The sequence below is a fragment of the Streptomyces sp. NPDC002088 genome (genome assembly GCF_040296605.1).
In the GTDB taxonomy this organism is placed as follows: domain Bacteria; phylum Actinomycetota; class Actinomycetes; order Streptomycetales; family Streptomycetaceae; genus Streptomyces.
In genome coordinates, this window is sequence record NZ_JBEOXO010000012.1 from 214893 (window position 1) to 236391 (window position 21499).

23 protein-coding genes are annotated in these 21499 nt (G+C 71.0%); 12 read left to right on the top strand and 11 right to left on the bottom strand.

The annotated features are described in order from the left end of the window. Nucleotides 1-4: 4 nt before the first annotated feature. The 5 genes from ABT114_RS25900 to ABT114_RS25920 all read right to left on the bottom strand — a co-directional run bounded on the left by ABT114_RS25900 (nt 5) and on the right by ABT114_RS25920 (nt 4076). Nucleotides 5-1555: an ABC transporter permease gene (locus ABT114_RS25900; protein WP_351145244.1), complete on the bottom strand. Its 1551-nt coding sequence runs from the start codon at nt 1553-1555 to the stop codon at nt 5-7. Then, on the bottom strand, nt 1552-2412 hold the full coding sequence (locus ABT114_RS25905) for an ABC transporter ATP-binding protein (RefSeq protein ID WP_351145245.1): 861 nt from the start codon (nt 2410-2412) through the stop codon (nt 1552-1554). The genes ABT114_RS25900 and ABT114_RS25905 overlap by 4 nt, the downstream gene beginning before the upstream one ends. A gap of 64 nt (nt 2413-2476) precedes the next feature. Continuing rightward, nucleotides 2477-2680, bottom strand: a complete 204-nt coding sequence (locus ABT114_RS25910; RefSeq protein ID WP_351145246.1) for a hypothetical protein — start codon at nt 2678-2680, stop codon at nt 2477-2479. Further along, entirely contained in the window at nt 2677-3537 is an 861-nt protein-coding gene (locus ABT114_RS25915) for a cupin domain-containing protein (RefSeq protein ID WP_351145247.1), read from the bottom strand. The genes ABT114_RS25910 and ABT114_RS25915 overlap by 4 nt, the downstream gene beginning before the upstream one ends. Beyond that, nucleotides 3534-4076: an RNA polymerase sigma factor gene (locus ABT114_RS25920; protein WP_351145248.1), complete on the bottom strand. Its 543-nt coding sequence runs from the start codon at nt 4074-4076 to the stop codon at nt 3534-3536. Before ABT114_RS25920 ends, ABT114_RS25915 begins: the two co-directional genes overlap by 4 nt. Nucleotides 4077-4213: 137 nt before the next feature. On the opposite strand from ABT114_RS25920, the gene ABT114_RS25925 reads away from it, so the two are divergent. The 7 genes from ABT114_RS25925 (at nt 4214) to ABT114_RS25955 (ending at nt 11445) form a co-directional block, all read left to right on the top strand. Next, nucleotides 4214-4600: a GntR family transcriptional regulator gene (locus ABT114_RS25925; protein WP_351145249.1), complete on the top strand. Its 387-nt coding sequence runs from the start codon at nt 4214-4216 to the stop codon at nt 4598-4600. Beyond that, nucleotides 4597-5517 carry an ABC transporter ATP-binding protein gene (locus ABT114_RS25930; protein ID WP_351145250.1) on the top strand — a complete coding sequence of 307 codons (921 nt, stop codon included), beginning with the start codon at nt 4597-4599 and terminating at the stop codon, nt 5515-5517. Before ABT114_RS25925 ends, ABT114_RS25930 begins: the two co-directional genes overlap by 4 nt. Continuing rightward, complete coding sequence (locus ABT114_RS25935) at nt 5514-6392, top strand: ABC-2 membrane transporter-related protein (RefSeq protein ID WP_351145251.1); 879 nt, start codon at nt 5514-5516, stop codon at nt 6390-6392. The genes ABT114_RS25930 and ABT114_RS25935 overlap by 4 nt, the downstream gene beginning before the upstream one ends. Further along, the gene (locus ABT114_RS25940; RefSeq protein ID WP_351145252.1) at nt 6389-7393 is read left to right on the top strand and encodes an ABC-2 membrane transporter-related protein; all 1005 of its coding nucleotides are present in this window, start codon (nt 6389-6391) and stop codon (nt 7391-7393) included. Before ABT114_RS25935 ends, ABT114_RS25940 begins: the two co-directional genes overlap by 4 nt. 158 nt (nt 7394-7551) lie before the next feature. Then, nucleotides 7552-9894: an RNA degradosome polyphosphate kinase gene (locus ABT114_RS25945; RefSeq protein WP_502988382.1), complete on the top strand. Its 2343-nt coding sequence runs from the start codon at nt 7552-7554 to the stop codon at nt 9892-9894. Beyond that, on the top strand, nt 9875-10996 hold the full coding sequence (locus ABT114_RS25950) for a CHAD domain-containing protein (RefSeq protein ID WP_351145254.1): 1122 nt from the start codon (nt 9875-9877) through the stop codon (nt 10994-10996). The genes ABT114_RS25945 and ABT114_RS25950 overlap by 20 nt, the downstream gene beginning before the upstream one ends. Before the next feature lie 23 nt (nt 10997-11019). Further along, on the top strand, nt 11020-11445 hold the full coding sequence (locus ABT114_RS25955) for an NUDIX hydrolase (protein ID WP_351145255.1): 426 nt from the start codon (nt 11020-11022) through the stop codon (nt 11443-11445). A gap of 26 nt (nt 11446-11471) precedes the next feature. Here ABT114_RS25955 and ABT114_RS25960 read toward each other — a convergent pair whose 3' ends face one another. Next, nucleotides 11472-11645, bottom strand: a complete 174-nt coding sequence (locus ABT114_RS25960) for a hypothetical protein (RefSeq protein ID WP_351145256.1) — start codon at nt 11643-11645, stop codon at nt 11472-11474. A 165-nt stretch (nt 11646-11810) separates the two neighbouring features. Here ABT114_RS25960 and ABT114_RS25965 point away from each other — a divergent pair, with 165 nt between their 5' ends. Continuing rightward, nucleotides 11811-12659 (top strand): SCO4651 family lipoprotein, encoded by an 849-nt coding sequence (locus ABT114_RS25965; RefSeq protein ID WP_351145257.1) that lies wholly within the window; start codon nt 11811-11813, stop codon nt 12657-12659. 105 nt (nt 12660-12764) lie between these two features. Further along, the gene (locus ABT114_RS25970) at nt 12765-12935 is read left to right on the top strand and encodes a hypothetical protein (protein WP_351145297.1); all 171 of its coding nucleotides are present in this window, start codon (nt 12765-12767) and stop codon (nt 12933-12935) included. Nucleotides 12936-12958: 23 nt separating this feature from the next. Here the strand turns inward: ABT114_RS25970 and ABT114_RS25975 are convergent, their stop codons facing one another. Continuing rightward, nucleotides 12959-13345, bottom strand: coding sequence for a metal-sensitive transcriptional regulator (locus ABT114_RS25975; protein ID WP_351145258.1), 387 nt, complete (start codon nt 13343-13345; stop codon nt 12959-12961). A gap of 203 nt (nt 13346-13548) precedes the next feature. Here ABT114_RS25975 and ABT114_RS25980 point away from each other — a divergent pair, with 203 nt between their 5' ends. Then, nucleotides 13549-14169 carry a DUF47 domain-containing protein gene (locus ABT114_RS25980; RefSeq protein WP_351145259.1) on the top strand — a complete coding sequence of 207 codons (621 nt, stop codon included), beginning with the start codon at nt 13549-13551 and terminating at the stop codon, nt 14167-14169. A gap of 8 nt (nt 14170-14177) precedes the next feature. Next, entirely contained in the window at nt 14178-15176 is a 999-nt protein-coding gene (locus ABT114_RS25985; RefSeq protein WP_351145260.1) for an inorganic phosphate transporter, read from the top strand. A 245-nt stretch (nt 15177-15421) separates the two neighbouring features. On the opposite strand, the gene pstB is transcribed toward ABT114_RS25985, so the two are convergent. The 4 genes from pstB to pstS form a co-directional block, all read right to left on the bottom strand. Next, nucleotides 15422-16198, bottom strand: coding sequence for a phosphate ABC transporter ATP-binding protein PstB (gene pstB, locus ABT114_RS25990; protein ID WP_351145261.1), 777 nt, complete (start codon nt 16196-16198; stop codon nt 15422-15424). A 41-nt stretch (nt 16199-16239) separates the two neighbouring features. Beyond that, entirely contained in the window at nt 16240-17304 is a 1065-nt protein-coding gene (pstA, locus tag ABT114_RS25995) for a phosphate ABC transporter permease PstA (protein WP_351145262.1), read from the bottom strand. Further along, nucleotides 17301-18308: a phosphate ABC transporter permease subunit PstC gene (pstC, locus tag ABT114_RS26000; protein WP_351145263.1), complete on the bottom strand. Its 1008-nt coding sequence runs from the start codon at nt 18306-18308 to the stop codon at nt 17301-17303. Before pstC ends, pstA begins: the two co-directional genes overlap by 4 nt. 134 nt (nt 18309-18442) lie before the next feature. Next, a complete protein-coding gene (gene pstS, locus ABT114_RS26005) occupies nt 18443-19573 on the bottom strand; it encodes a phosphate ABC transporter substrate-binding protein PstS (RefSeq protein WP_351145264.1) in 1131 nt (376 codons plus the stop codon). 345 nt (nt 19574-19918) lie between these two features. On the opposite strand from pstS, the gene ABT114_RS26010 reads away from it, so the two are divergent. Continuing rightward, entirely contained in the window at nt 19919-21499 is a 1581-nt protein-coding gene (locus tag ABT114_RS26010; protein WP_351145265.1) for an FAD-binding oxidoreductase, read from the top strand.

Consider the following 21499-nt stretch of genomic DNA (forward strand, 5'->3'; position numbering starts at 1 on the left):
ATACCTACCCCCCGCACGAGTCACCGCTCTCCGCCCCCTTCGCCGGCGCCTTCACGTCCAGCAGTTCCGCCACCCGTGTGAGCGACGTCTTCGGTGAGGTCAGCTCCGTCCAGTGGGCCTTCACCTTGGCGGTGACGCCGTAGCGGGGCTGCTGGAGCAACTGCCGTACGACGTCGGTCTGTCCGGCGCTCATGAAGACGCCGTTCGTGGGTGCCAGCGCGAGCGCGGAGCCCGTGACGCTGTCGTCGAGGCGGACGTTGCGGAACGCGGTCATCGGGTCGGACTCCGCGCCCAGCGCCAGCCACATGATCGTCACGATGCGGGCGTCGCACACCTCACCGCCGGACTTCTCGTCGCCCGCCACCAGCACGGCGGCGACGCCGACCTCGAACTGGGGGATCCGGTTGCCGCCCCAGGCGGTGCCGACGGTGACCTGGCCGGGCTCGGTGAGCGGGTCGATCGAGGCGTCGTCCTCCAGGCCGTAGCGGGTCTCGACGCGCTGCCGTACGGTCAGCCGCGCGCTTCCGGCGGCGCCGCCCGCGAGGTTCTGCACCCGGTCGACCGCGGCGGCCCAGTCGGTGGTGCGGCCGGTCCACTCGGGGAAGGCGCAGTACGTCGAGGTGCCGCGCGTGGCGCACGACTGGACCCGCTCCGGGTGGGTGGACGCCTCGGCGCGGGCGGCCGTCAGGGCGGCCGAGTCGCCCGGGGCCTGACCGACGGCCCCCGCGGCCGTGACGGCGAGGGCGACGGCGGCCGCCGCCTTGACCGTCCGCGTACGTCCGCCGCTCAGCAGCACCGCGCCGCAGAGCAGGAACGCGATCAGCCCCGCCAGGTACAGCGCGTGCCAGGCGGCCGGGCGGCCGATCAGGTCGGACGGGACGGGGTCGGCACCGGTCTCGGTGACGGTCGGCCACAGCCAGCGCAGCCAGTGTGGGCTGCCGGTGCTTTCCGACACGAGGGTGAACAGGACGTAGGCGCCGACGACGAAGAGGGAGGCGGCGAAGGAGGACGGGATCAGACGGGCGAGCAGGACGCCGACGACGCCGAACAGGAGCACGATGAGCGGGCCCACGGCCAGTTCGAAGAACGAGCCGTGGCCGGCCGCGCCCGGCTCCAGCGCCGCCCCGGTGAACTCGACAGCGACGACGAGCGCGGTGACCACGGCGTACGGCACGACGGACAGTGCGTGCGCGACCGTGCGCCGCCAGGGCTCCATGGGCAGGACGCCGTCGTGCCGGTCGGTGCCGTTGCGGCGGGAGCGCAGCGCGGCCCGGTTGACGCAGACGAGCAGCGCGATGCCGAGGAGCGGCGGCATGGTCTGCGTACCGCGGTCGACGTCCTGGAGAGCCGGATAGGCGTCCATGCCCTCGCGGCCCGAGAACAGCTGCCAGCCGGTGTATCCGACGTACAGGAGGAGGAAAGCGAACACCGGTACGTATTGGAAGAGTTCGCGGGCCTCGAAGCGGGCGAGGGTGAGGACGGCCGCCGCGCGTCTCGGGGCGGGGGCGGGCTCGACGGCCGTGGGGGCCGTTTCCATGACCGCGGCGGCGCTCATGCGGCCACCTCCGCCGGCTCGCCGTCGAGGGTGAGCAGGTAGCCGTCCTCCAGGGTCGGTTCGAGGAGGTCGGCGCCTTCGGGCGGGTCGCCGACGTTGCGGAAGGTGCCCAGGCCCGTACGCCATCCCGCCCGAGCCCCCGGGTCCCGCTCGGCGCTGCTCCACACCCGGCCCGCCGCCTGTGCGGTGAGCTCGGCGGGGGTGCCCTCGAAGCGGACGCGGCCGCGGGCCATGACGATCACGCGGTGGCAGAGCATCGCCACGTCCTCGGTCTGGTGGGTGGACAGCAGGACGGTGCGGCCCTCGCCCGCCTGGGCGATCAGCTCCCGGAACCTCATGCGCTGTTCGGGGTCCAGGCCGACGGTCGGCTCGTCGAGGACGAGGAAACCGGGGTCGCCGACGAGGGCGGCGGCGAGCGCGACGCGCTGCCGCATCCCGCCGGACAGCCGCTTGATGCGCTTGCCGCGTACGTCCGACAGGTCGACGGCGTCGAGCACCCGCCGCACCTCGCGGTGCCGGGCGCCGCGGTCGGTCAGTTCCTTGAGGATCGCCACGTAGTCGACGAACTCGAAGGCGGTGAAGTCCGGGTGGAACCCGGGGGTCTGCGGCAGGTATCCCAGGGCGCGGCGGACGTTCTGCCGCCCGGCCGCGGTGCCCGGGTCGTGCCCGAGGACGGTGAAGGCGCCCCGGTCGGCGGGGACGGCGGTGGCGAGCACCCGCAACAGGGTGGTCTTCCCGGCCCCGTTGGGCCCGAGGAGGCCGGTCACCCCTGTGGTCAGCCGCAGCGAGACGTCGTCGAGGGCCACGGTACCGCCGTAGCGGAGGGTCAGCCCCGAGGCGGAGACGGTGGGAGTCATAGGGCGCTCCTGTGGAAGAGGCGGAAGAAGTCGGAGTGGTGGGGGAAAGGGGCGGCCGCGGGTCTCACCCGTCGCTCCCGTTGTCGGAGTCGAAGCCGTCGGACGTCCCACCGCGCCTGCGGGACGCCGAACCGGCGAGGAGCAGGCGGAGGAGTTCGGCGGCCCACACGGCGCCCGCCGCGGCCGCCAGGGCAGCCGCCTTGAGCAGCAGTACGAACCGCTTACGGCGCCGCGCGCCGGGCGTCATCGCCGGAACGAAGTCCGTCACAGCGCACCCCCGTCCGAGGAGCCCCCGAACAGCACCCGCGCCGACGACGAGTCGAACCGGTCGCGGGCCGCGTACAACAGCCCGGCGGCCAGCGCGGCGACCCCGGCCGCGATGCCCTGCCCGGCCGCGGTGAAGGGCGCGAGCGTCCCGCTGCCGTGCCGGGATGCCTCCGCCGCCAGGAGCAGCGCGGTCCACGCCCCGCCGACCAGGACGGGCGCGAGGACCGGGCCCAGCCGAGCCGTCAGCGCGAGTCCGGTCGCGGTCAGCGCGAGTGCGGGCAGCAGCCAGGCCAGCGCCGCCAGCCCGTACGACGGCAGGGCGAGCGTCGCCAGGCCGTTGAGCGCGAGGCCGACGGCCAGCACGGCGACCGTGCGCGTCAGCAGCAGCCGGAACCCGTGCAGCGGTGCGACGACGGCCATCTCGTACGTCGGGTCCAGCACGGGCCCGAACGACAGCGCGACCCCGGCGAGCGGCAGCAGCGGCGCGAGGGCGAGGAACATCGTGGGCGAGTCGGCCGTGTACACGGCCCCCACCGTCATGACCAGCAGGAGCACGACCGACGCCAGCCAGGAGCGGCGCAGCACGGGCGTGGCGGCGAGCAGCCGGGCCGTGTGGTCGGCGACGCCGATCCGCACGAGCAGGGACTCGACGAACCCGCGCCTGGGCGCGTCGAGTTCGGCGTCGAGCCGCTCCCAGCCGGCGTCCAGTGCGACGGGATCACCGACCTGCGCCAGCAGGGCGCGGCAGTCGGCACAGGCCGCCAGGTGCGTGTCGGCGGACCACAGCCGGGGCGTGTCCAACTCGCCCTGTACGTAAGCCCGGAGGTCGTCCTCCGGCACATGCCAGGTCGTACTCATGCCAGCGCCTCCCGCAGTTGCTTGCGGGCGCGCAGTGCCCGCGTCTTGACCGTGCCGGGCGGGATGCCGAGCAGCACGGCCGCCTCCCGGGTGGTGAGCCCGTCGATGACCGTCGCCTGGAGGACGGCCCGCAGTTCGGGCGAGAGCCGGGTGAGGGCCCCGGCGAGGTCCCCGTGCTCCACCCCCGCGAGCACGCGTTCCTCCGCCGAGGCCTCGTCCCGGTGCCGCAGCCGCGCCAGTGTCTGCCGCAGCCGGCCCCGGGCCCCGTCGCCGCGCAGCGCGTCGACCAACCGCCGTGACCCGATTCGCCACAGCCACCCCGCCACGTCCCCCTCCTCTCGGTAACGGGCGGTCCCCCGCCACACCGCCAGAAACGTCTCCTGTACGACGTCGTCGACGATCCCGGCGTCGGAGCACCGGCCGCGCAGCCGCGCGCTCAGCCACGGCGCGAACCGCCGGTACAGCTCTTCGAAGGCGCGCCGGTCCCCGTCCGCCGCGATGGCCCGCAGCAGCTCCCCGTCGCTTCTCGTTTCGCTCACGTCTCCTCATCGGACGAGCCCTGCCGATCGGTTCACACGATCGCCCCTGACTTTCCGGCTTGTCTTTCCGGCTTGACTTTCCGGATCACCTTCCACCACCCTTTCACTACTCAATTAGTGAAAGGGTGGTTGTACGGGTGGTCGAGTACCGCATCGACCGGCGCTCCGGCGTCGCCACCTATCTGCAGATCGTCCAGCAGACGAAACAGGCCCTCCGGCTGGGCCTCATCGAACCCGGCGACAAGCTCCCCACGGCCCGCGAGGTCGTGGAGGCCACCGCCATCAACCCGAACACCGTCCTGAAGGCCTACCGCGAGCTGGAGCGCGAGGGCCTGGTCGAGGCCCGCCGCGGCCTCGGCACCTTCGTCCGCCGCACCCTCGGCGCCCACCCGGCCGACACGCCCCTGCGCAGCGAACTCGACGCATGGGCGCAGCGGGCCAGGGAGGCGGGCCTCGACCGCGAGGACGTGGACGCGCTCTTCGGCTCCGTACTGGACGCACATTTCCCGAAGGGGGACCAGTGAGTTCCACCCGCACCACCCCGGCCGTCGCTCTGGAGGCGTCCGGGCTCGGCAAGCGCTACGGCAGGCGGGGCGCCGCCGCCCTCGACGACTGCTCCTTCCGGCTCCCGGCCGGCCGGATCAGCGCCCTGGTCGGCCCCAACGGGTCCGGAAAATCGACTCTGCTGGCGATGGCGGCCGGCCTGCTGCGCCCCACCTCCGGCACACTCACCGTCCTCGGCGGGACCCCGGGCGAGCACCGCGACCGGGTCGCCTACCTCGCCCAGGACAAGCCCCTGCACCCCCAGCTCACCATCGCCGAGACCCTGCGCATGGGCGCCGAGCTCAACCCGGGCCGCTGGGACGGCGCCCACGCCGCCGCGGTCGTCGAGCAGGGCTCCCTCGATCCCGGCAAGCGGATCCGCCGGCTCTCCGGCGGCCAGCGCACCCGGGTCGCGCTCGCCCTCGCGCTCGGCAAGCGGCCCGAGCTGCTGCTGCTCGACGAGCCGATGGCCGACCTCGACCCGCTGGCCCGCCACGAGCTGATGGGCACGCTGATGGCGGACGCCGCCGAGCGCGGCACCACCGTCCTCGTCTCGTCGCACATCGTCGCCGAACTCGCCGATGCCTGCGATCACCTGCTGCTCCTGGGCAACGGCCACATCCGGCTCGGCGGCGGCATCGACGACCTGCTCACCGCCCACACCCTGGTGACCGGGCGCGGCACCCCCGCCGACCTCGCTCCCCACACGGTGGTCGAGTCCCGCCCCACCGGCCGCGGCCTCACCGCCCTGATCCGCCGCGAAGGCCCGGTCGGCGACACCTGGGCGACCGCGGAGCCGTCCCTGGAGGAACTGCTCCTCGCCCACCTCCGCTCTCCCGGCGCCCCGGCCCTGCTCACCCCGGGCACGACCTCGCCCATATCGACGGTCGAGGCATGAGCGCGACGGCTCTCTCCGTGTCCCCGACGTCCTCGCGCTCCCCGCGCCGCACCCTCGTGCGACGACCCCGCGGCCTCATCTGGACCGTGCTCCGCCTGCACCGCGCGGCGCTGTGGACATGGCTCGCTTTCGTCGTGGTCACGGCGGGCCTGCTGCTGTGGCTGTACGGGCCGGGCGCGACGGCCGCCCAGCAGGAGTTCGACCGGTACGGGTACTACGTGCCGAACGGCTGGAGTTCGGCGAAGAACGCCTACGACCTCCTCTTCTACCGCCCGGCCGGCTTCATCCACGTGGCGACCTTCGTCGTCCCGCTGTTCGCGGCGAGTGCGCTGGTCGGCCGCGAGCTGGAGTCCGGGACCGCCCGGCTCGCCTGGACCCAGTCCGTCTCCCCGGCCCGCTGGCTGGCCGTGAAGCTGGCCGTGCCCGCCGTCGCGATCGCCGCCGGCACGGGGCTGCTCGTGGTGCTCTACCGGCTGCTGTGGACCGCCCGCAACGGGCTCCTGTACGCCGGTCACGCCCCGCAGGAGCTCTACTTCCAGGTCGGCCCGGCCACCGTCGCGTACCCGCTGCTCGGTCTGGCCGTCGGCGCACTCGCCGGGCTGCTCGTCGGGCGGGCGCTGCCCGCACTGGCGGTCGCCGTCGCCGTCCAGTACGTGATCACGTCGCTGCACGATCACCTGTGGCCCTTCCAGCACCTCGCGCTCTTCAGCTCCTTCCCGGACCTCGCCGTACGCGGCGGCGCGCACCGCACCTACCTGCCGTCCCCCGACTACTGGCCCCGCCAGCTCCTGGAGACCGGCGTCGTCCTGGCCGTCACCGCGCTCGTCGTCGCCGTGTCCTTCCACGTCCTGCACAAGAAAGTGTCCGCCGCATGAGCACCCTCACCGCTCCCGCCCCGGCCCGCTCGTCCCGCCCGTCCGGACCGTCCTGGCTGGTCCTGCGCCTGCACCGGCCCGCGCTGCTCGTCTGGGCGGTCGTGGTCGTCGTCGGCGTCGCCCTGACGCTGTGGCTGGGCGGCCCGCTCACCGACGCCTCGGCCGACGCCTGGCGCCAGTACAACGCCTGCACGCAGCCGACCTGCCCCTACGACCAGGACGCCATCACCACCTACAAGTCGGTCGCCCTGTACGCCGCGTTCATCGTGGCCCTCGCGCCGCTCGCCGTCGCCGCCTGGGCGGGCGGCGCCCTGTTCGGCCGGGAGGTGGAGGACGGCACGGCGCAGCTCGCCTGGACCCAGTCCGTCTCCCCGGCCCGCTGGCTGGCCGTGAAGCTGGCCTGGCCGGCCGCGCTGATCGTCGTGGGCCTGACGCCGCTCGCGCTGCTGTACCACCGGGCGTGGTCCGCGGGGCAGGGCCGGATCGACACCATCAAGCCGTGGACCGACGTCCTCACCTACACCGCGAGCGGTCCCGTCCCGGTCGCCGTCGCCCTGTTCGCCCTCGCCTTCGGTGCCGTCGCGGCCCTGCGGCTGGGCCGCGCACTGCCCGCGCTGGGCCTGACCGGCGCGGCCTCCTTCGGTGTCTGGAGCATCGCCGAGGCCCTGCGTATCCGCCTGTGGCCGACCGTGACGCGCGTCGCCGGCCTCGACAGCGACTCGATCCCCGGCACCAACCGGGCCGAGACCGTCGAGCGGGGCATCGTCACCTCAGGCGGCACGCACGTCGCCGGCGACTCCACCTGCTACCTCCCCGGCTACAAGGACGCCCCCGGCTGCGCCACGAAGCTCGAACAGCTCCACGCCACCGGCTACTACGCCGACGTCCACCCCTACTCCCACTTCTGGCCTCTCCAGCTCATGGAATCCGGGGTCGTGCTCGCCCTCGCCGCAGTGACGGCGTTCGTCGCCTTCTGGCTGTTGCGCCGCCGTACCGCCTGAAACGAGCTTCCTTCGGCACATCCCGTACAGAGGACGGGGTGTGCCTTCATACTCTTACGCGGCTCCCGGCGCCGTAGACGCCCGGGAGCCGCGTCCCGATATCCCGCACGCCATGTCTCCGTAACCATCGGTTCAGACGAGCTTGCGACGCTCAGCCAATGAACCCCGCCGTGCCCGAGCCTTCGCCGCCGCCCGAGGGCAATGCCGCCGAGCTCCCGCCCGCACGTTCCGACGCGCCCGTATCGCTGTTGGCGCGGAAGAATGGGTTTATGAGCCAGACAAACGCCCAGGAGCAGGTCCAGCACGCGCAGCCCTCCGTGGGCTCCATAGCCGCGCACCGCCCGCACACCGTGGCGGCCGCGGTCTCCGACCTGGAACCCGACATCGATGCCGACCTCGATGCGTACGAGGAGGCGCCGTACGAGGGGCCGCAGCTGCCGCAGGGTCGTTTCCTCGACCGGGAGCGCAGCTGGCTCGCGTTCAACGAGCGCGTCCTCGAACTCGCCGAGGACCCGAACACGCCCCTCCTCGAACGGGCGAACTTCCTGGCGATCTTCGCCAGCAACCTGGACGAGTTCTTCATGGTCCGGGTGGCCGGTCTGAAACGCCGTATCGCCACCGGCGTCGCCACCCGCTCCGCCTCCGGACTCCAGCCCCGCGAAGTCCTGGAGATGATCTGGGCCCGCTCCCGCGAGCTCATGGCCCGGCACGCCGCCTGCTACCACGAGGACGTCGCCCCCGCCCTCGCGGAGGAGGGCATCCACCTGGTCCGCTGGAGCGAGCTGACGGAGAAGGAGCAGGCGCGCCTCTTCACGCTCTTCCGCCACCAGATCTTCCCGGTGCTGACCCCCCTCGCGGTCGACCCGGCGCACCCCTTCCCGTACATCTCCGGCCTGTCCCTGAACCTGGCCGTCGTCGTACGCAACCCGGTCAGCGGCCACAAGCACTTCGCCCGCGTGAAGGTGCCGCCGCTGCTGTCCCGCTTCCTGGAGAGCTCCCCCGGCCGCTACGTCCCCATCGAGGACGTCATCGCCGCCCACCTGGAGGAGCTGTTCCCGGGCATGGAGGTGCTGGAGAGCCACGCCTTCCGGCTCACCCGCAACGAGGACCTGGAGGTCGAGGAGGACGACGCCGAGAACCTCCTGCAGGCCCTGGAGAAGGAGCTCATGCGGCGCCGCTTCGGGCCGCCGGTGCGCCTGGAGGTCGAGGAGTCCATCGACCGCGATGTGCTCGATCTCCTCGTACGGGAGCTGAAGATCAGCGAGGCGGAGGTGTACCCGCTGCCGGGTCCCCTGGACCTCACGGGCCTCTTCCGTGTCGCCGGCCTGGACCGGCCCGAGCTGAAGTACCCGAAGTTCGTCGCGGGCACCCACCGCGACCTGGCGGAGGTCGAGTCCGCGTCGGCGCCGGACATCTTCGCCGCCCTGCGGCAGCGGGACGTGCTCCTGCACCACCCGTACGACTCCTTCTCGACGTCCGTGCAGGCCTTCATCGAGCAGGCGGCCGAAGACCCGGACGTCCTCGCGATCAAGCAGACCCTGTACCGGACCTCCGGCGACTCCCCGATAGTCAACGCACTCATCGACGCCGCCGAGGCGGGCAAGCAGGTCCTCGTCCTGGTCGAGATCAAGGCCCGCTTCGACGAGCACGCCAACATCAAGTGGGCGAAGAAGCTGGAGGAGGCCGGCTGCCACGTCGTATACGGCCTCGTCGGCCTGAAGACCCACTGCAAGCTGTCCCTGGTGGTCCGCCAGGAGGGCGAGACGCTCCGGCGGTACAGCCACGTCGGCACCGGCAACTACCACCCGAAGACGGCCCGCCTCTACGAGGACCTGGGCCTGCTCACGGCGGACCCGCAGGTCGGCGCGGACCTCTCCGACCTGTTCAACCGCCTCTCCGGCTACTCCCGCCGCGAGACCTACCGCCGCCTCCTGGTCGCCCCCAAGTCCCTGCGGGACGGGCTGATCGCGCGCATCAACAAGGAAGTCCAGCACCACCGCGCCGGACGGCCGGCCCACGTCCGCATCAAGGTCAACTCGATGGTGGACGAGGCGATCATCGACGCGTGCTACCGCGCGTCCCAGGCGGGCGTGCCGGTCGACATCTGGGTGCGCGGCATCTGCGCGGTGCGCCCGGGCGTCGCGGGCCTGTCGGAGAACATCCGGGTCCGTTCCGTCCTCGGCCGCTTCCTCGAACACTCCCGCGTGTTCGGCTTCGGCAACGGCGGCGAGCCCGAGGTCTGGATCGGCAGCGCCGACATGATGCACCGCAACCTCGACCGCCGTATAGAGGCCCTGGTCCGGGTCACCGACTCGGCCCACCGGGCGACCCTCAACCGGTTGCTGGAGACCGGCATGTCCGACTCCACGGCGTCGTGGCACCTGGGCCCGGACGGTGAGTGGACCCGGCACGCGACCGACGCGGACGGACAGCCCCTGCGCAACGTCCAGGAGATGCTCATAGACGCCCGGAGGCGCCGGCGTGGCACAGCAACACCTTGACCCGACGGACCCCACGGCCGCCGGGCCCGTGACCGGAGACGCCCTCGCGCGCTACCTCCGCTCCCAGGCCACGGAGTTCCTCCGCGCCCTGCGTCTGCACCGGGAGAGCGGCGGCGGTGGGGGCGCCCCCGGTCGAGCGCAGCCGAGACCGGGGGACAACGGCGCGGAGGGGTCCACCGGCGCTGCCCTGGCCCTGCGCCAGTCGGCCCGCCGCATCAGCGGCAGCCTGCACACGTATCGCCCCCTCCTGGACCCCGGCTGGTCGGAGGACATCCGCCCGGAACTGGCGTGGCTGTCCGGCACGTTGGCACTGGAACACGCGTACGAGGCCCGTCTGCAACGGCTGTTGCTGGCACTGCACCGGTTGTCGGGGGCGTCGGTGTTCCCGGCCCAGGCAGTCGGCACAACGGCAGCCACCGCGGCGGCAGTCGGCACCGCCGGCCCAGGTGTCCCACCCGCGACAACAGAACGCGGCAACCTCACCGTAGGCGCGGCAAAAGCGGGCGCCCTGCTCGAGCGCCAGCTCACACTCGCGCGGACCCGAGCCCACTCCACGGCCCTGCAAGCTCTCGGCTCGTCCCGCTTCCACGCCGTCGCGGACAAACTCGCCGTACTCGCCAGCGACGTCCCCCTCAACCCCACCGCCCCCGCCACCGACCTACGTCCCCTCGCCGCCGCAGCCGAAGAGCGCCTCACGGACGCCGTCACCGCTCTCCCCCTCGTCACCGCGGGCCACCCCTACAACGCGGAGGCCCTGATCCACGGCCTCTCCCCCGACCCGGCCCCCCACCCCCAGGACGCCCCCTGGCACCAGGTCCGCCTGCTGCTGCGCCTGCACCGCTACGCCCGAGAGGTCCTGTCCCTGCACGGCGACGACACTCCCCTCCAGGTACGCGCGCAGTCGGCCGGCCAGGCCCTCAACCGGCACCGCGACGCCTCGGAGGCCGCCGCGGCCGCGGCCCAGGCGGCCCGTACGCCACGCATCGCCCCGGCGACGGCGTACGCGCTCGGCGTGCTCCACGCCGACCAGCGGCACGAGGTCGAGGCGTCCAGGTTCGCCTTCCAGCAGGCGTGGCAGAAGCAGACCGTCAAAACGTCCTGACGCACAGGGAGGCCGAGCACCCGGTGACCGACATCAACGACGACACCACCGTCCAGGCGGCCGGCTGCGTCCTGTGGCGCCGCTCCCCGATCGACGGGCAGCTGGAGCTCTGCCTGGTGCACCGGCCGAAGTACGACGATTGGTCGCACCCCAAGGGCAAGCTCAAGCGCGGCGAGGAACACCTCGCCGCCGCCCTGCGCGAGGTCGAGGAGGAGACGGGCTACACCGCCGAGCCCGGCGCCCGCCTGCCGACCCTGTACTACCTCGCCAACGGCCGCCCGAAGCAGGTCCGTTACTGGGCGGCCGAGGCCCTCTCCGGCGCGTTCGCCCCGACCGACGAGGTGGACCGCATCCTGTGGCTCTCCCCCACCGCGGCCCGCAACCGCCTCACCCAGCCCCGCGACCGAACCCTGGTCGACAACCTGCTGGCGACCGTACGACACGCCTGACCGGCGCCGCCGGAAAACGAACGGGCTCAGCCGCCCGCCACATGCCCCTCCGCGTCCGCCCGGGCCAGGCTCCGCGCCCGGCGGGCCGGACCGCGCCAGCCGCAGGTGCAGCGGGCCACGCAGAAACGCCCCTGTTCAGCCGTCGTCGTCCGGTGTCCCGGCAATTCCCGGACGGAGTCCGGCACCTCATGCTGCGCCACGCAGACAACGTTACCCAAGCTCGGTAAAGAGCTCGTACGCCGCTCGTGAGGGCTTGGTACCGGCCCCGGTACGCCCACGGCGCGCGTGACCGGCGTCACCTACCCGTCGTTAACCAGAACGACAGGGGGCCCGTGACGGACGTACCGGCTGGGGGTAGACAGGCGATGGCGGCAAGGCAGCGGCGGCACAGCCGGACGGCGGGCGGGACCGCGGTGGCGGGGCTCGTGGCCTGGATCTGTGTCGGGACCACCGGGTGTTCCTGGAGCGGTGCCGCCGCCGAGGACGCGCGGGGCGCCGGCGATCCCGTCGAGACGCTGCGGCACGCCGCCGACCGGCTGGTGGACGCGGGCAGTTCCAAGGCGCGTACGTCGATGGAGATGGCCACCGGCGGCACCCGCGTCACCGTCCGGGGCGAGGGCGGCTACGACTACCGCAGACAGCTCGGCCGGCTGAAGGTGCTGCTGCCGCAGGACCCGGCCGGGCAGAGCGAGCACCGGCCCATCACGGAGCTCCTCGCACCGGGTGCCCTGTTCATGAAGAACAGGGGCGCGGGAGTGCCGGACGACAAGTGGGTCCGGGTGGAGACGGCGGGCCTGTCCGACGGGAACCTGGTGACGGGCGGGGCCACCGATCCGTACGCCGCCGCCGAGGTGCTGCGCGGGACGCTGGCGGCGACGTACGTGGGCCGGACCGAGGTCGCGGGGACCAAGGTGCGGCACTACCGCGGCACCGCCGACCTCAACCAGGCGGCGAAACGCGCCTCGGCCGGCGGCCGGGACTCGCTGCGGGCGGCGGCGAAAGGGTTCGCCACGGCCGAGGTCCCGTTCGACGTCTACCTCGACGACCAGGGACGCATCCGCAAGGTCCGGCAGCGGTTCAGCTTCGTCAACGGCCGGCAGAAGGAGGCCGTGGCGGTCGCGTCGACGACGCTGCTCTACGACTTCGGGACGCCCGTGGACGTACGGCTGCCGGCGGCCGGGGACATCTACGCGGGAACGATCGCCGAACAGTGAGACGCGAACAGTGAGGCGTGAGAACTAGCCCGTCCGTGCCATGCGCGGTGCGTAGGCCGCTCCCTACTCTAGGAAGTCGGTGACGGCAGAGACGAGGTGATGCGCGTGGCTCCGGTCGGCGGTACGGCAGTTCAGGACCACGTGGCCCTCGCCGAGATCGAACTGTGCGGAGAGCTGATCATCGCGGCGTCGGCCGCCGACGAGGACCGGCTCAGCCTGGAGAGCATCGACGAGGTGCTGCGGGTGGCCGAGGAACGGAACGCCTGCGGCGACTGAGCACCGGCCCCGCCCGGCGGATGTCAGGTGCGCAGCAGCCGGCCGATCGCCTTCGTCGCCTCTTCCACCTTGGCGTCGATCTCGGCACCGCCCTTGACGGCAGCGTCGGCGACGCAGTGGCGCAGGTGTTCCTCCAGGAGCTGCAGGGCGAAGGACTGCAGGGCCTTGGTGGAGGCGGACACCTGGGTGAGTATGTCGATGCAGTAGACGTCCTCGTCGACCATGCGCTGCAATCCGCGGATCTGGCCCTCGATCCGGCGCAGGCGCTTGAGGTGCTCGTCCTTCTGCTTGTGGTATCCGTGCACGGTCGCTTCGGATGCGGCCGCTTCGGATACGGCCGCTTCGGATACGGCTGTTTCGGGTACGGCTGCTTCGGAGGGCGCCGTCGCTCCGGCCTCGGTGGTCGTCATCGCGTCCTCCTGCTAACTGATACCCCTGGTGGGTATATGGTAACGAACTTTGCTGGGTACAGGGCCCTTGCCCATGGCCGGTACCGGACCCTGTGCTGATCACTCTGCCCGATGGGCGACACTGGGGGACGGCCCATTAGCCGTGGCCGGATGATGCGCCTAGCATCAGCCTGACCGAAACCAATGCATCCCGAGGACCCCACGTGCGCTTTCGTCTGACCCCCAGGGAGACGAGCTTCTACGACATGTTTGCCGCATCCGCGGACAACATCGTCACGGGCTCGAAACTCCTGATGGAACTGCTCGGGGCGGACGCTTCCGCCCGGGCCGAGATCGCAGAGCGTATGCGGGCCGCGGAACACGCCGGTGACGACGCCACGCATGCGATCTTCCACCAGCTGAACTCCTCCTTCATCACGCCCTTCGACCGCGAGGACATCTACAACCTCGCGTCCTCCCTCGACGACATCATGGACTTCATGGAGGAGGCCGTCGACCTGGTCGTCCTCTACAACGTGGAGGAGCTGCCGAAGGGCGTCGAGCAGCAGATCGAGGTGCTGGCGCGGGCGGCGGAGCTGACCGCCGAGGCCATGCCGAACCTCCGGACCATGCGGAACCTGACCGAGTACTGGATCGAGGTCAACCGCCTCGAGAACCAGGCGGACCAGATCCACCGCAAGCTGCTCGCCACGCTCTTCAACGGCAAGTACGACGCGATCGAGGTGCTGAAGCTGAAGCAGATCGTGGACGTGCTGGAGGAGGCGGCGGACGCCTTCGAGCACGTCGCCAACACGGTGGAGACCATCGCGGTCAAGGAGTCCTGAGCCAGTCCATGGACACCCTCGCTCTGGTCGTGACCATCGCGGTCGCGCTCTTCTTCACCTACACCAACGGCTTCCACGACTCGGCCAACGCGATCGCGACGTCCGTCTCGACCCGGGCGCTGACGCCGCGCGCGGCCCTCGCCATGGCCGCGGTCATGAACCTCGCCGGTGCCTTCCTGGGCAGCGGGGTCGCCAAGACCGTCAGTGAGGGCATCATTCAGACGCCCGAGGGCTCGAAGGGGATGGGCATCCTCTTCGCGGCACTGGTCGGCGCGATCACCTGGAACCTGATCACCTGGTACTTCGGCCTGCCCTCTTCCTCCTCCCACGCGCTGTTCGGCGGCATGGTCGGCGCCGCGCTCGCGGGCGGTACGACGGTCTACTGGAACGGGGTACTGGACAAGATCGTCATCCCCATGTTCCTGTCGCCGGTCGTCGGCCTGATCGTCGGCTACCTGGTCATGACCGCGATCATGTGGATCTTCCGCAAGGCCAACCCGCACAAGGCCAAGCGCGGTTTCCGCATCGCCCAGACCGTCTCGGCGGCGGGCATGGCGCTCGGCCACGGTCTCCAGGACGCCCAGAAGACGATGGGCATCGTGGTGATGGCGCTGGTCATCGCCGACGTCGAGGACTACAGCGACCCGATCCCGGTCTGGGTCAAGCTCGTCTGCGCGATGATGTTGTCCCTGGGCACGTACGCCGGCGGCTGGCGCATCATGCGCACCCTCGGCCGCAAGATCATCGAACTGGACCCGCCGCAGGGCTTCGCCGCGGAGACGACCGGTGCGTCGATCATGTTCACCACGGCGTACCTCTTCAAGGCGCCCATCTCCACGACCCACGTCATCACCTCGGCGATCATGGGCGTCGGCGCGACGAAGCGCGTGAACGCGGTGCGGTGGGGCGTCGCCAAGAACATCGTCCTGGGCTGGTTCATCACGATGCCGGCGGCCGCGCTGGTGGCTGCGGCGTCGTACGGGATCGTGAAGCTGGCGTTCCTGTAGCGGCCGGGGACCCATGCCCGCGGACCACACGCAACGGTGGCTTGGAAACGCCGGTCGGTGCTATCCCAGCCCGTCCGGCGTTTGAGGACGAGGCCGTCAAGGCCGAACGGTCGTCAGGGGGCGGAGCCCTCACGTGCCGGTGGACGACGATGGGCCCGCCCCCCGGGAGCCAGGGGGCGGGCCCTTCTTGGCCTCGCGGTGGCACCGCCATGCAGCACCGCGAGGGGTCTATTCGGAGCGTCGGCCTAGCCGAAGCGGCCCGAGATGTAGTCCTCGGTCGCCTGGACCGACGGGTTGGAGAAGATCCGCTCCGTGTCGTCGATCTCGATGAGCCTGCCGGGCTGTCCGACCGCCGCGAGGTTGAAGAACGCCGTACGGTCCGAGACGCGCGCCGCCTGCTGCATGTTGTGCGTCACGATGACGATCGTGAAGCGCTCCTTCAGCTCACCGATCAGGTCCTCGATGGCGAGGGTGGAGATCGGGTCGAGGGCGGAGCAGGGCTCGTCCATGAGCAGGACGTTCGGCTCGACAGCGATCGCGCGGGCGATGCACAGCCGCTGCTGCTGACCGCCGGAGAGACCCGAGCCGGGCTTGTTCAGGCGGTCCTTGACCTCGTTCCACAGGTTCGCGCCCTTGAGCGACTTCTCGACGACGTCGTTCAGCTCGCTCTTCTTGTACTTGCCGTTCAGGCGCAGCCCCGCCGCCACATTGTCGAAGATCGACATCGTGGGGAAGGGGTTCGGGCGCTGGAAGACCATGCCGACCTCGCGCCGCACGGACACCGGGTCGATGCCGGCGCCGTAGAGGTCCTCGTCGTCCAGTAGCACCTTGCCCTCGACGCGGCCACCGGAGGTGACCTCGTGCATACGGTTCAGCGTGCGCAGGAACGTCGACTTGCCGCAGCCCGAGGGGCCGATGAAGGCCGTCACCGAGCGGGGCTCGACCGTCATCGAGATGTCTTCGATCGCCTTGTGGGAGCCGTAGAAAGCGGTGAGTCCGCTTACGTCGATTCGCTTGGCCATTACTGCTTCACTTCCAGAGTCTTCAGTCGCCGGTGGCCGCGTCAGCGACCGGTCTTCGGGGCCTTCCAGCGGGCGATGCCGCGGGCCACCAGGTTCAGGATCATCACGAAGGCGATCAGCGTCAGCGACGCCGCCCAGGCACGGTCGTAGGCCGCCGTCGATCCACCGCTCTGCGAGTACTGCTGGTAGATGTACAGCGGCAGCGAGGCCTGCGCACCCTCGAAGGGGTTGGCGTTGATGAACGGGTTGCCGAACACCAGCAGCAGCACCGGCGCGGTCTCGCCCGCGATACGGGCGATCGACAGCATGATGCCGGTGGTGATGCCGCCGATGGAGGTCGGCAGGACCACCTTCAGGATCGTGCGCCACTTCGGGATGCCGAGCGCCAGGGAGGCTTCGCGCAGCTCGTTCGGGACGAGCTTGAGCATCTCCTCCGTGGAGCGGACGACGACCGGCATCATCAGGATCGCCAGGGCGAGCGAGCCGGCGAAGCCGAAGGGCTGCATGTCGAAGTTCAGCATGAGGCTGAGGATGAACAGACCCGCGACGATCGACGGGATGCCCGTCATGACGTCGACGAAGAAGGTGACGGACTTGGCGAGGCTGCCGCGCCCGTACTCGACGAGGTAGATCGCGGTGAGCACACCGATCGGCGCACCGATCGCGGTGGCGAGTCCGACCTGCTCGAGGCTGCCGAGAATGGCGTGGTAGATACCGCCGCCCGGCTCGGAGTCGGCGACCACACCCATGGAGTGGGTCAGGAAGTAGACGTCGAGGACCTTCACACCGCGCTGCACGGTCACCCAGACCAGGGAGACCAGCGGGATCAGCGCGATCAGGAAGGAGACCCAGATGAGCGAGGTCGCGATGCGGTCCTTGGCCTGGCGGCGGCCCTCGACGCGGGCGGCGATGCCGTATGTGCCGAAGACGAACAGGAGCGCGGCGATCAGGCCCCACTGGATGCGACTGTGCAGGTCGGCGGCGAGGCCGATGACGACCGCGAGGGCGAGGGAGCCCGCGGCGATGGCCCACGGCGACCATCTGGGGAGGCTGGCGCCACGAAGCGTGCTGGGCTGCTTGTCGGTGACGACGGCTGCGTGGCTCATGCGTTGGCCCCCGAGTACTCCTTGCGGCGGGCGATGATCATGCGGGCCGCGCCGTTGACCAGCAGGGTGATGACGAACAGGACCAGACCGGAGGCGATGAGCGCGTCACGGCCGAACTCCGACGCCTCGCTGAACTTGCTGGCGATGTTCTGGGCGAAGGTACCGCCGCCCGGGTTGAGCAGGCTGGCGTGGATGTCGAAGTCCGGGGAGAGCACGGTGGCGACGGCCATCGTCTCGCCGAGCGCGCGGCCGAGGCCGAGCATCGAGGCGGAGATGACGCCGGAGCGGCCGAAGGGGATCACCGCCATGCGGATGACCTCCCAGCGCGTGGCGCCGAGGGCCAGGGCCGCCTCCTCGTGCATCTGCGGGACCTGGCGGAAGACCTCGCGGCTCACGTTGGTGATGATCGGCAGGATCATGATCGCGAGCAGGATGCCGACGGTGAGCATCGAGCGCGGGGCGCCTTCCTCCCAGGAGAAGATGCCGGTCCAGCCGAAGTAGTCGTTGAGCCAGCTGAACAGGCCGTTCATGTGCGGTACGAGGATCAGGGCGCCCCACAGGCCGTACACGATGGACGGTACGGCGGCGAGCAGGTCGATCACGTACGCGATGGGGCCGCTCAGCTTGCGCGGGGCGTAGTGCGTGAGGAAGAGCGCGATGGCGACGGCGATCGGGACCGCGAGGAGCATGGCGACGATCGAGGAGACGATCGTGCCGAAGGCCAGGACGGCGATGCCGAAGACCGGCGGCTGGAGGCCGGTGTTCCACTCGAAGGCGGTGAGGAAGTTTCCGTGGTCCTTGCTGATGGCGAGCGAGGCACGGTAGGTGAGGAAGACCGCGATCGCGGCCATGATCACCAGCAGCAGGATGCCCGACCCGCGGGAGAGACCGAGGAAGATGCGGTCACCGGGCCGGGTGGCGCCGCGGGCGGCACGCTTCTGCTCGCCCACGGAGGGCTGGGGCGTTGGAGGTGGAGCCTGTGTGTTCTGTGTCGATATTTCCATCGGTTTCTCCGGTCTGCGGAGCCGCTCGGTCGGAGCGGCTCGGCGGAGCCGTACGCAGTGGACGGCTCATGGCGGCGGTGCACCGGACGGTGCGGTCCAGTCCCGGGTTCCCGGTACTGGACCGCACCTTCAGATCAGCTCAGGCCCTCGATGGTGGTGCGGACCTTGGCGATGATGTCGGCGGGGACGGGGGCGTAGTCGATGCCGGAGAGGATGTTCTGGCCGTCCTCGCTGGCGATGTAGCGCAGGAACGCCTTGGTGGCCGGCAGGGTGTCGGACTTGTTGCCCTTGTCGCAGATGATCTCGTACGTGACCAGGGTGATCGGGTAGGCGCCGTCGGCCTTGGTCGTGTAGTTCATCTTGAGCGCCAGGTCGCTGCCGGTGCCGACGACCTTGGCGTCCGCGATGGCCTTGGTGGCACCGTCGGAGGAGGCCGCCACCGGGGCGGAGGCACCCGTGTCGATGGAGACGGTCGACAGACCGTCCTTGGCGTACGACAGCTCCATGTAGCCGATGGCGCCGTTGGTCGCCTTGACGCCCGCGGCGACACCGCTGGAGCCGGACGCGGCCTGACCGCCCTTGGCCTGCCAGGCCTTGCCGCCGGAGTACTTCCAGTTGTCCGGGGTGGTGGCGATCAGGTACTTGGTGAAGTTGTCCGTGGTGCCGGACTCGTCCGAGCGGTGGAACGCCTGGATCTTCAGGTCGGGCAGCGTGGCGCTCGGGTTCAGCGCCTTGATCGCGGCGTCGTTCCACTTGGTGATCTTGCCGTCGAAGATCTTGGCGATGGTCGGGGCGTCCAGGACGAGGTTGTCCACGCCGTCGAGCTTGTAGGCGAGGGCGATCGGGCCGCCGACCATCGGGAGGTCGATGCCCTGGCCGCTGGAGCAGACCGACTTCGACGCGGTGACCTCTTCGGGCTTCAGCGCGGAGTCCGAACCGGCGAAGGCGACCGTGCCCTGGGTGAACGCGGTGACGCCGGCGCCGGAGCCGCCACCCTTGTAGTTGATCTGCACGCCCGAGCAGGCGGCAGTGAAGGCCTTGACCCAGGCGTCGATCGCGTTCTTCTGCGCGGAGGAGCCGTCGGCGAGCAGCTGCCCCTTGGCGTCGTCACACTTGATGTTGCTGCCACCGGTGCTCGCGGAGGCGCTGCTGCCACCGCTGCTGCTGCCGGTGTCGTCCGAGCCGCACGCCGTGAGGGCCAGGGCGCCGGAGACGGCGAGAGCGCCGAGAGCGAGAACTCGCCGGTTCTTGCGCTGAAGCTTCACTGAGGGAATTCCTTCCAGGAGCCGCCGGCCTGATCGGCGGCGTGCGAAGACGGAGTGCTGCGGGTGATGCGAACGCGTCTGCGCAGTGCGTCCGTCATCGGTAAGGCCGAAATTAGGCAGATCAGGTGAAGCGACCTACGGACGGAAGTGAACGGCGGGTGAACCCCTGAGGACGGTGCGGTTAGGTCACGGATTGCTCACAGGGAGAACACGTGGAGGTTCCGACGCGATGCCGGCCCACGACCACCCCTGCCACAGGGCGCGCTATGCAGATCCGCCGCCCCTTCCCTGGAACCCCTCAGCCCGGGGATCCGTCTCGTTCGACGAGAGCCAGCAGGAGGCCACATGGAACGGCGTACGTTCATCGTAGGCGGCGCGGCCGCGACAGCGGCGGTAGCGGTGGCCGGGTGCAAGGGCGGGGGCACCGGGTCGGCCGTGCCGTCGCAGCGCACTCCGCCCTCGACGACCGCGGACGCGTCCGCCACCTCCTCCGCCTCCCTGCGCACCACCGCCGCCACGGCCCCCGCGAACTGGACCGCGCTCGCCCGTGACCTGGACGGCGTCCTCGTACGCCCCGGCGACGCCAAGTGGCAGGCGGCCCACCGGCTCTACAACACCCGCTTCGACGATCTGAAGCCGGCGGCCGTCGCCTACGTCTCCCACGCCGACGACATCCGTACGACCCTGGCGTACGCCCGCGCCCACCACATCCAGGTGTCGATCCGCAACGGCGGCCACTCCTACGCGGGCTGGTCCTCGGGCAACGGCCGTCTGGTCGTCGACGTCTCCAAGCTCAACGCGGTCCGCAGCAGCGGCGGCACGGCGGTCGTCGGCGCCGGCGCCAAGCTGATCGACGTCTACCGCGCGCTCGCCGCGAGGGGCGTGACGATCCCGGCGGGCTCGTGCCCGACCGTGGGCGTCTCCGGCCTGGTGCTGGGCGGCGGTCACGGCGTGGCCTCCCGCGCGTACGGCCTGACCTGCGACAGCCTCACCCAGGCGACCCTGATCACGGCGGACGGCAAGCAGCTGACCGCCAACGCCACCGAGAACAAGGATCTGTTCTGGGCCCTGCGTGGCGCGGGCAACGGCAACTTCGGCGTCGTCACCGAGCTGCGGTTCCGCACCCACACCGCTCCCCAGGCCGTCACCGCGTACATGACCTGGCCGTGGGCGAAGGCGGCCGCGGTGGTGAAGGCCTGGCAGGAGTGGGGCCCGTCCCAGCCGGACGAGATCTGGTCCTCGCTGCACCTGGAGAGCTCCGGCAGCACGCCCAAGGTCTCCGTCGCGGCCTTCTCCCTCGGCACGTACGGCGAACTGCAGAACGCCGTCGACCGCCTCGCCGACCGCATCGGCGCCCCGGCGAGCAGCGTCTCGCTCCGCCGCCGCGGCTACGAGGAGGCGATGGAGATCTACGCCGGCTGCTCCTCCTTCTCCTCCGACGCCCAGTGTCACCTGCCGGGCGCGACCCCGGGCCGCTCCCCGCAGGGCGCGCTGGGCCGGGAGACGTACGCGGCGAAGTCGGACTTCTTCGACCGCTCCCTGTCCACGGCCGGCATCCAGACGCTGCTCGCCCAGATCAAGTCGGCCCGCGGCGGCTCCGGCAGCATTGCCTTCACGGCCCTCGGCGGCGCGGTCAACCGCGTCTCCCCCACGGCGACGGCCTTCGTGCACCGCCGCTCGCGCATGCTGGCGCAGTACATCGTGTCCTGGGGGGCGGGGGCGTCGGGCTCCACGGCCCAGTCCTGGCTGACCGCGGCCCACAACGCGATGAAGCCGTACGCCTCGGGCGCGGCCTACCAGAACTACACCGACCCGACTCTGACGGACTGGCGGAAGGCGTACTACGGCGACGCGGCAACGCGCCTGGCCCAGTTGAAGAAGCAGTACGACCCGAACCGGTTCTTCACCTACCCGCAGGCTCTCTGA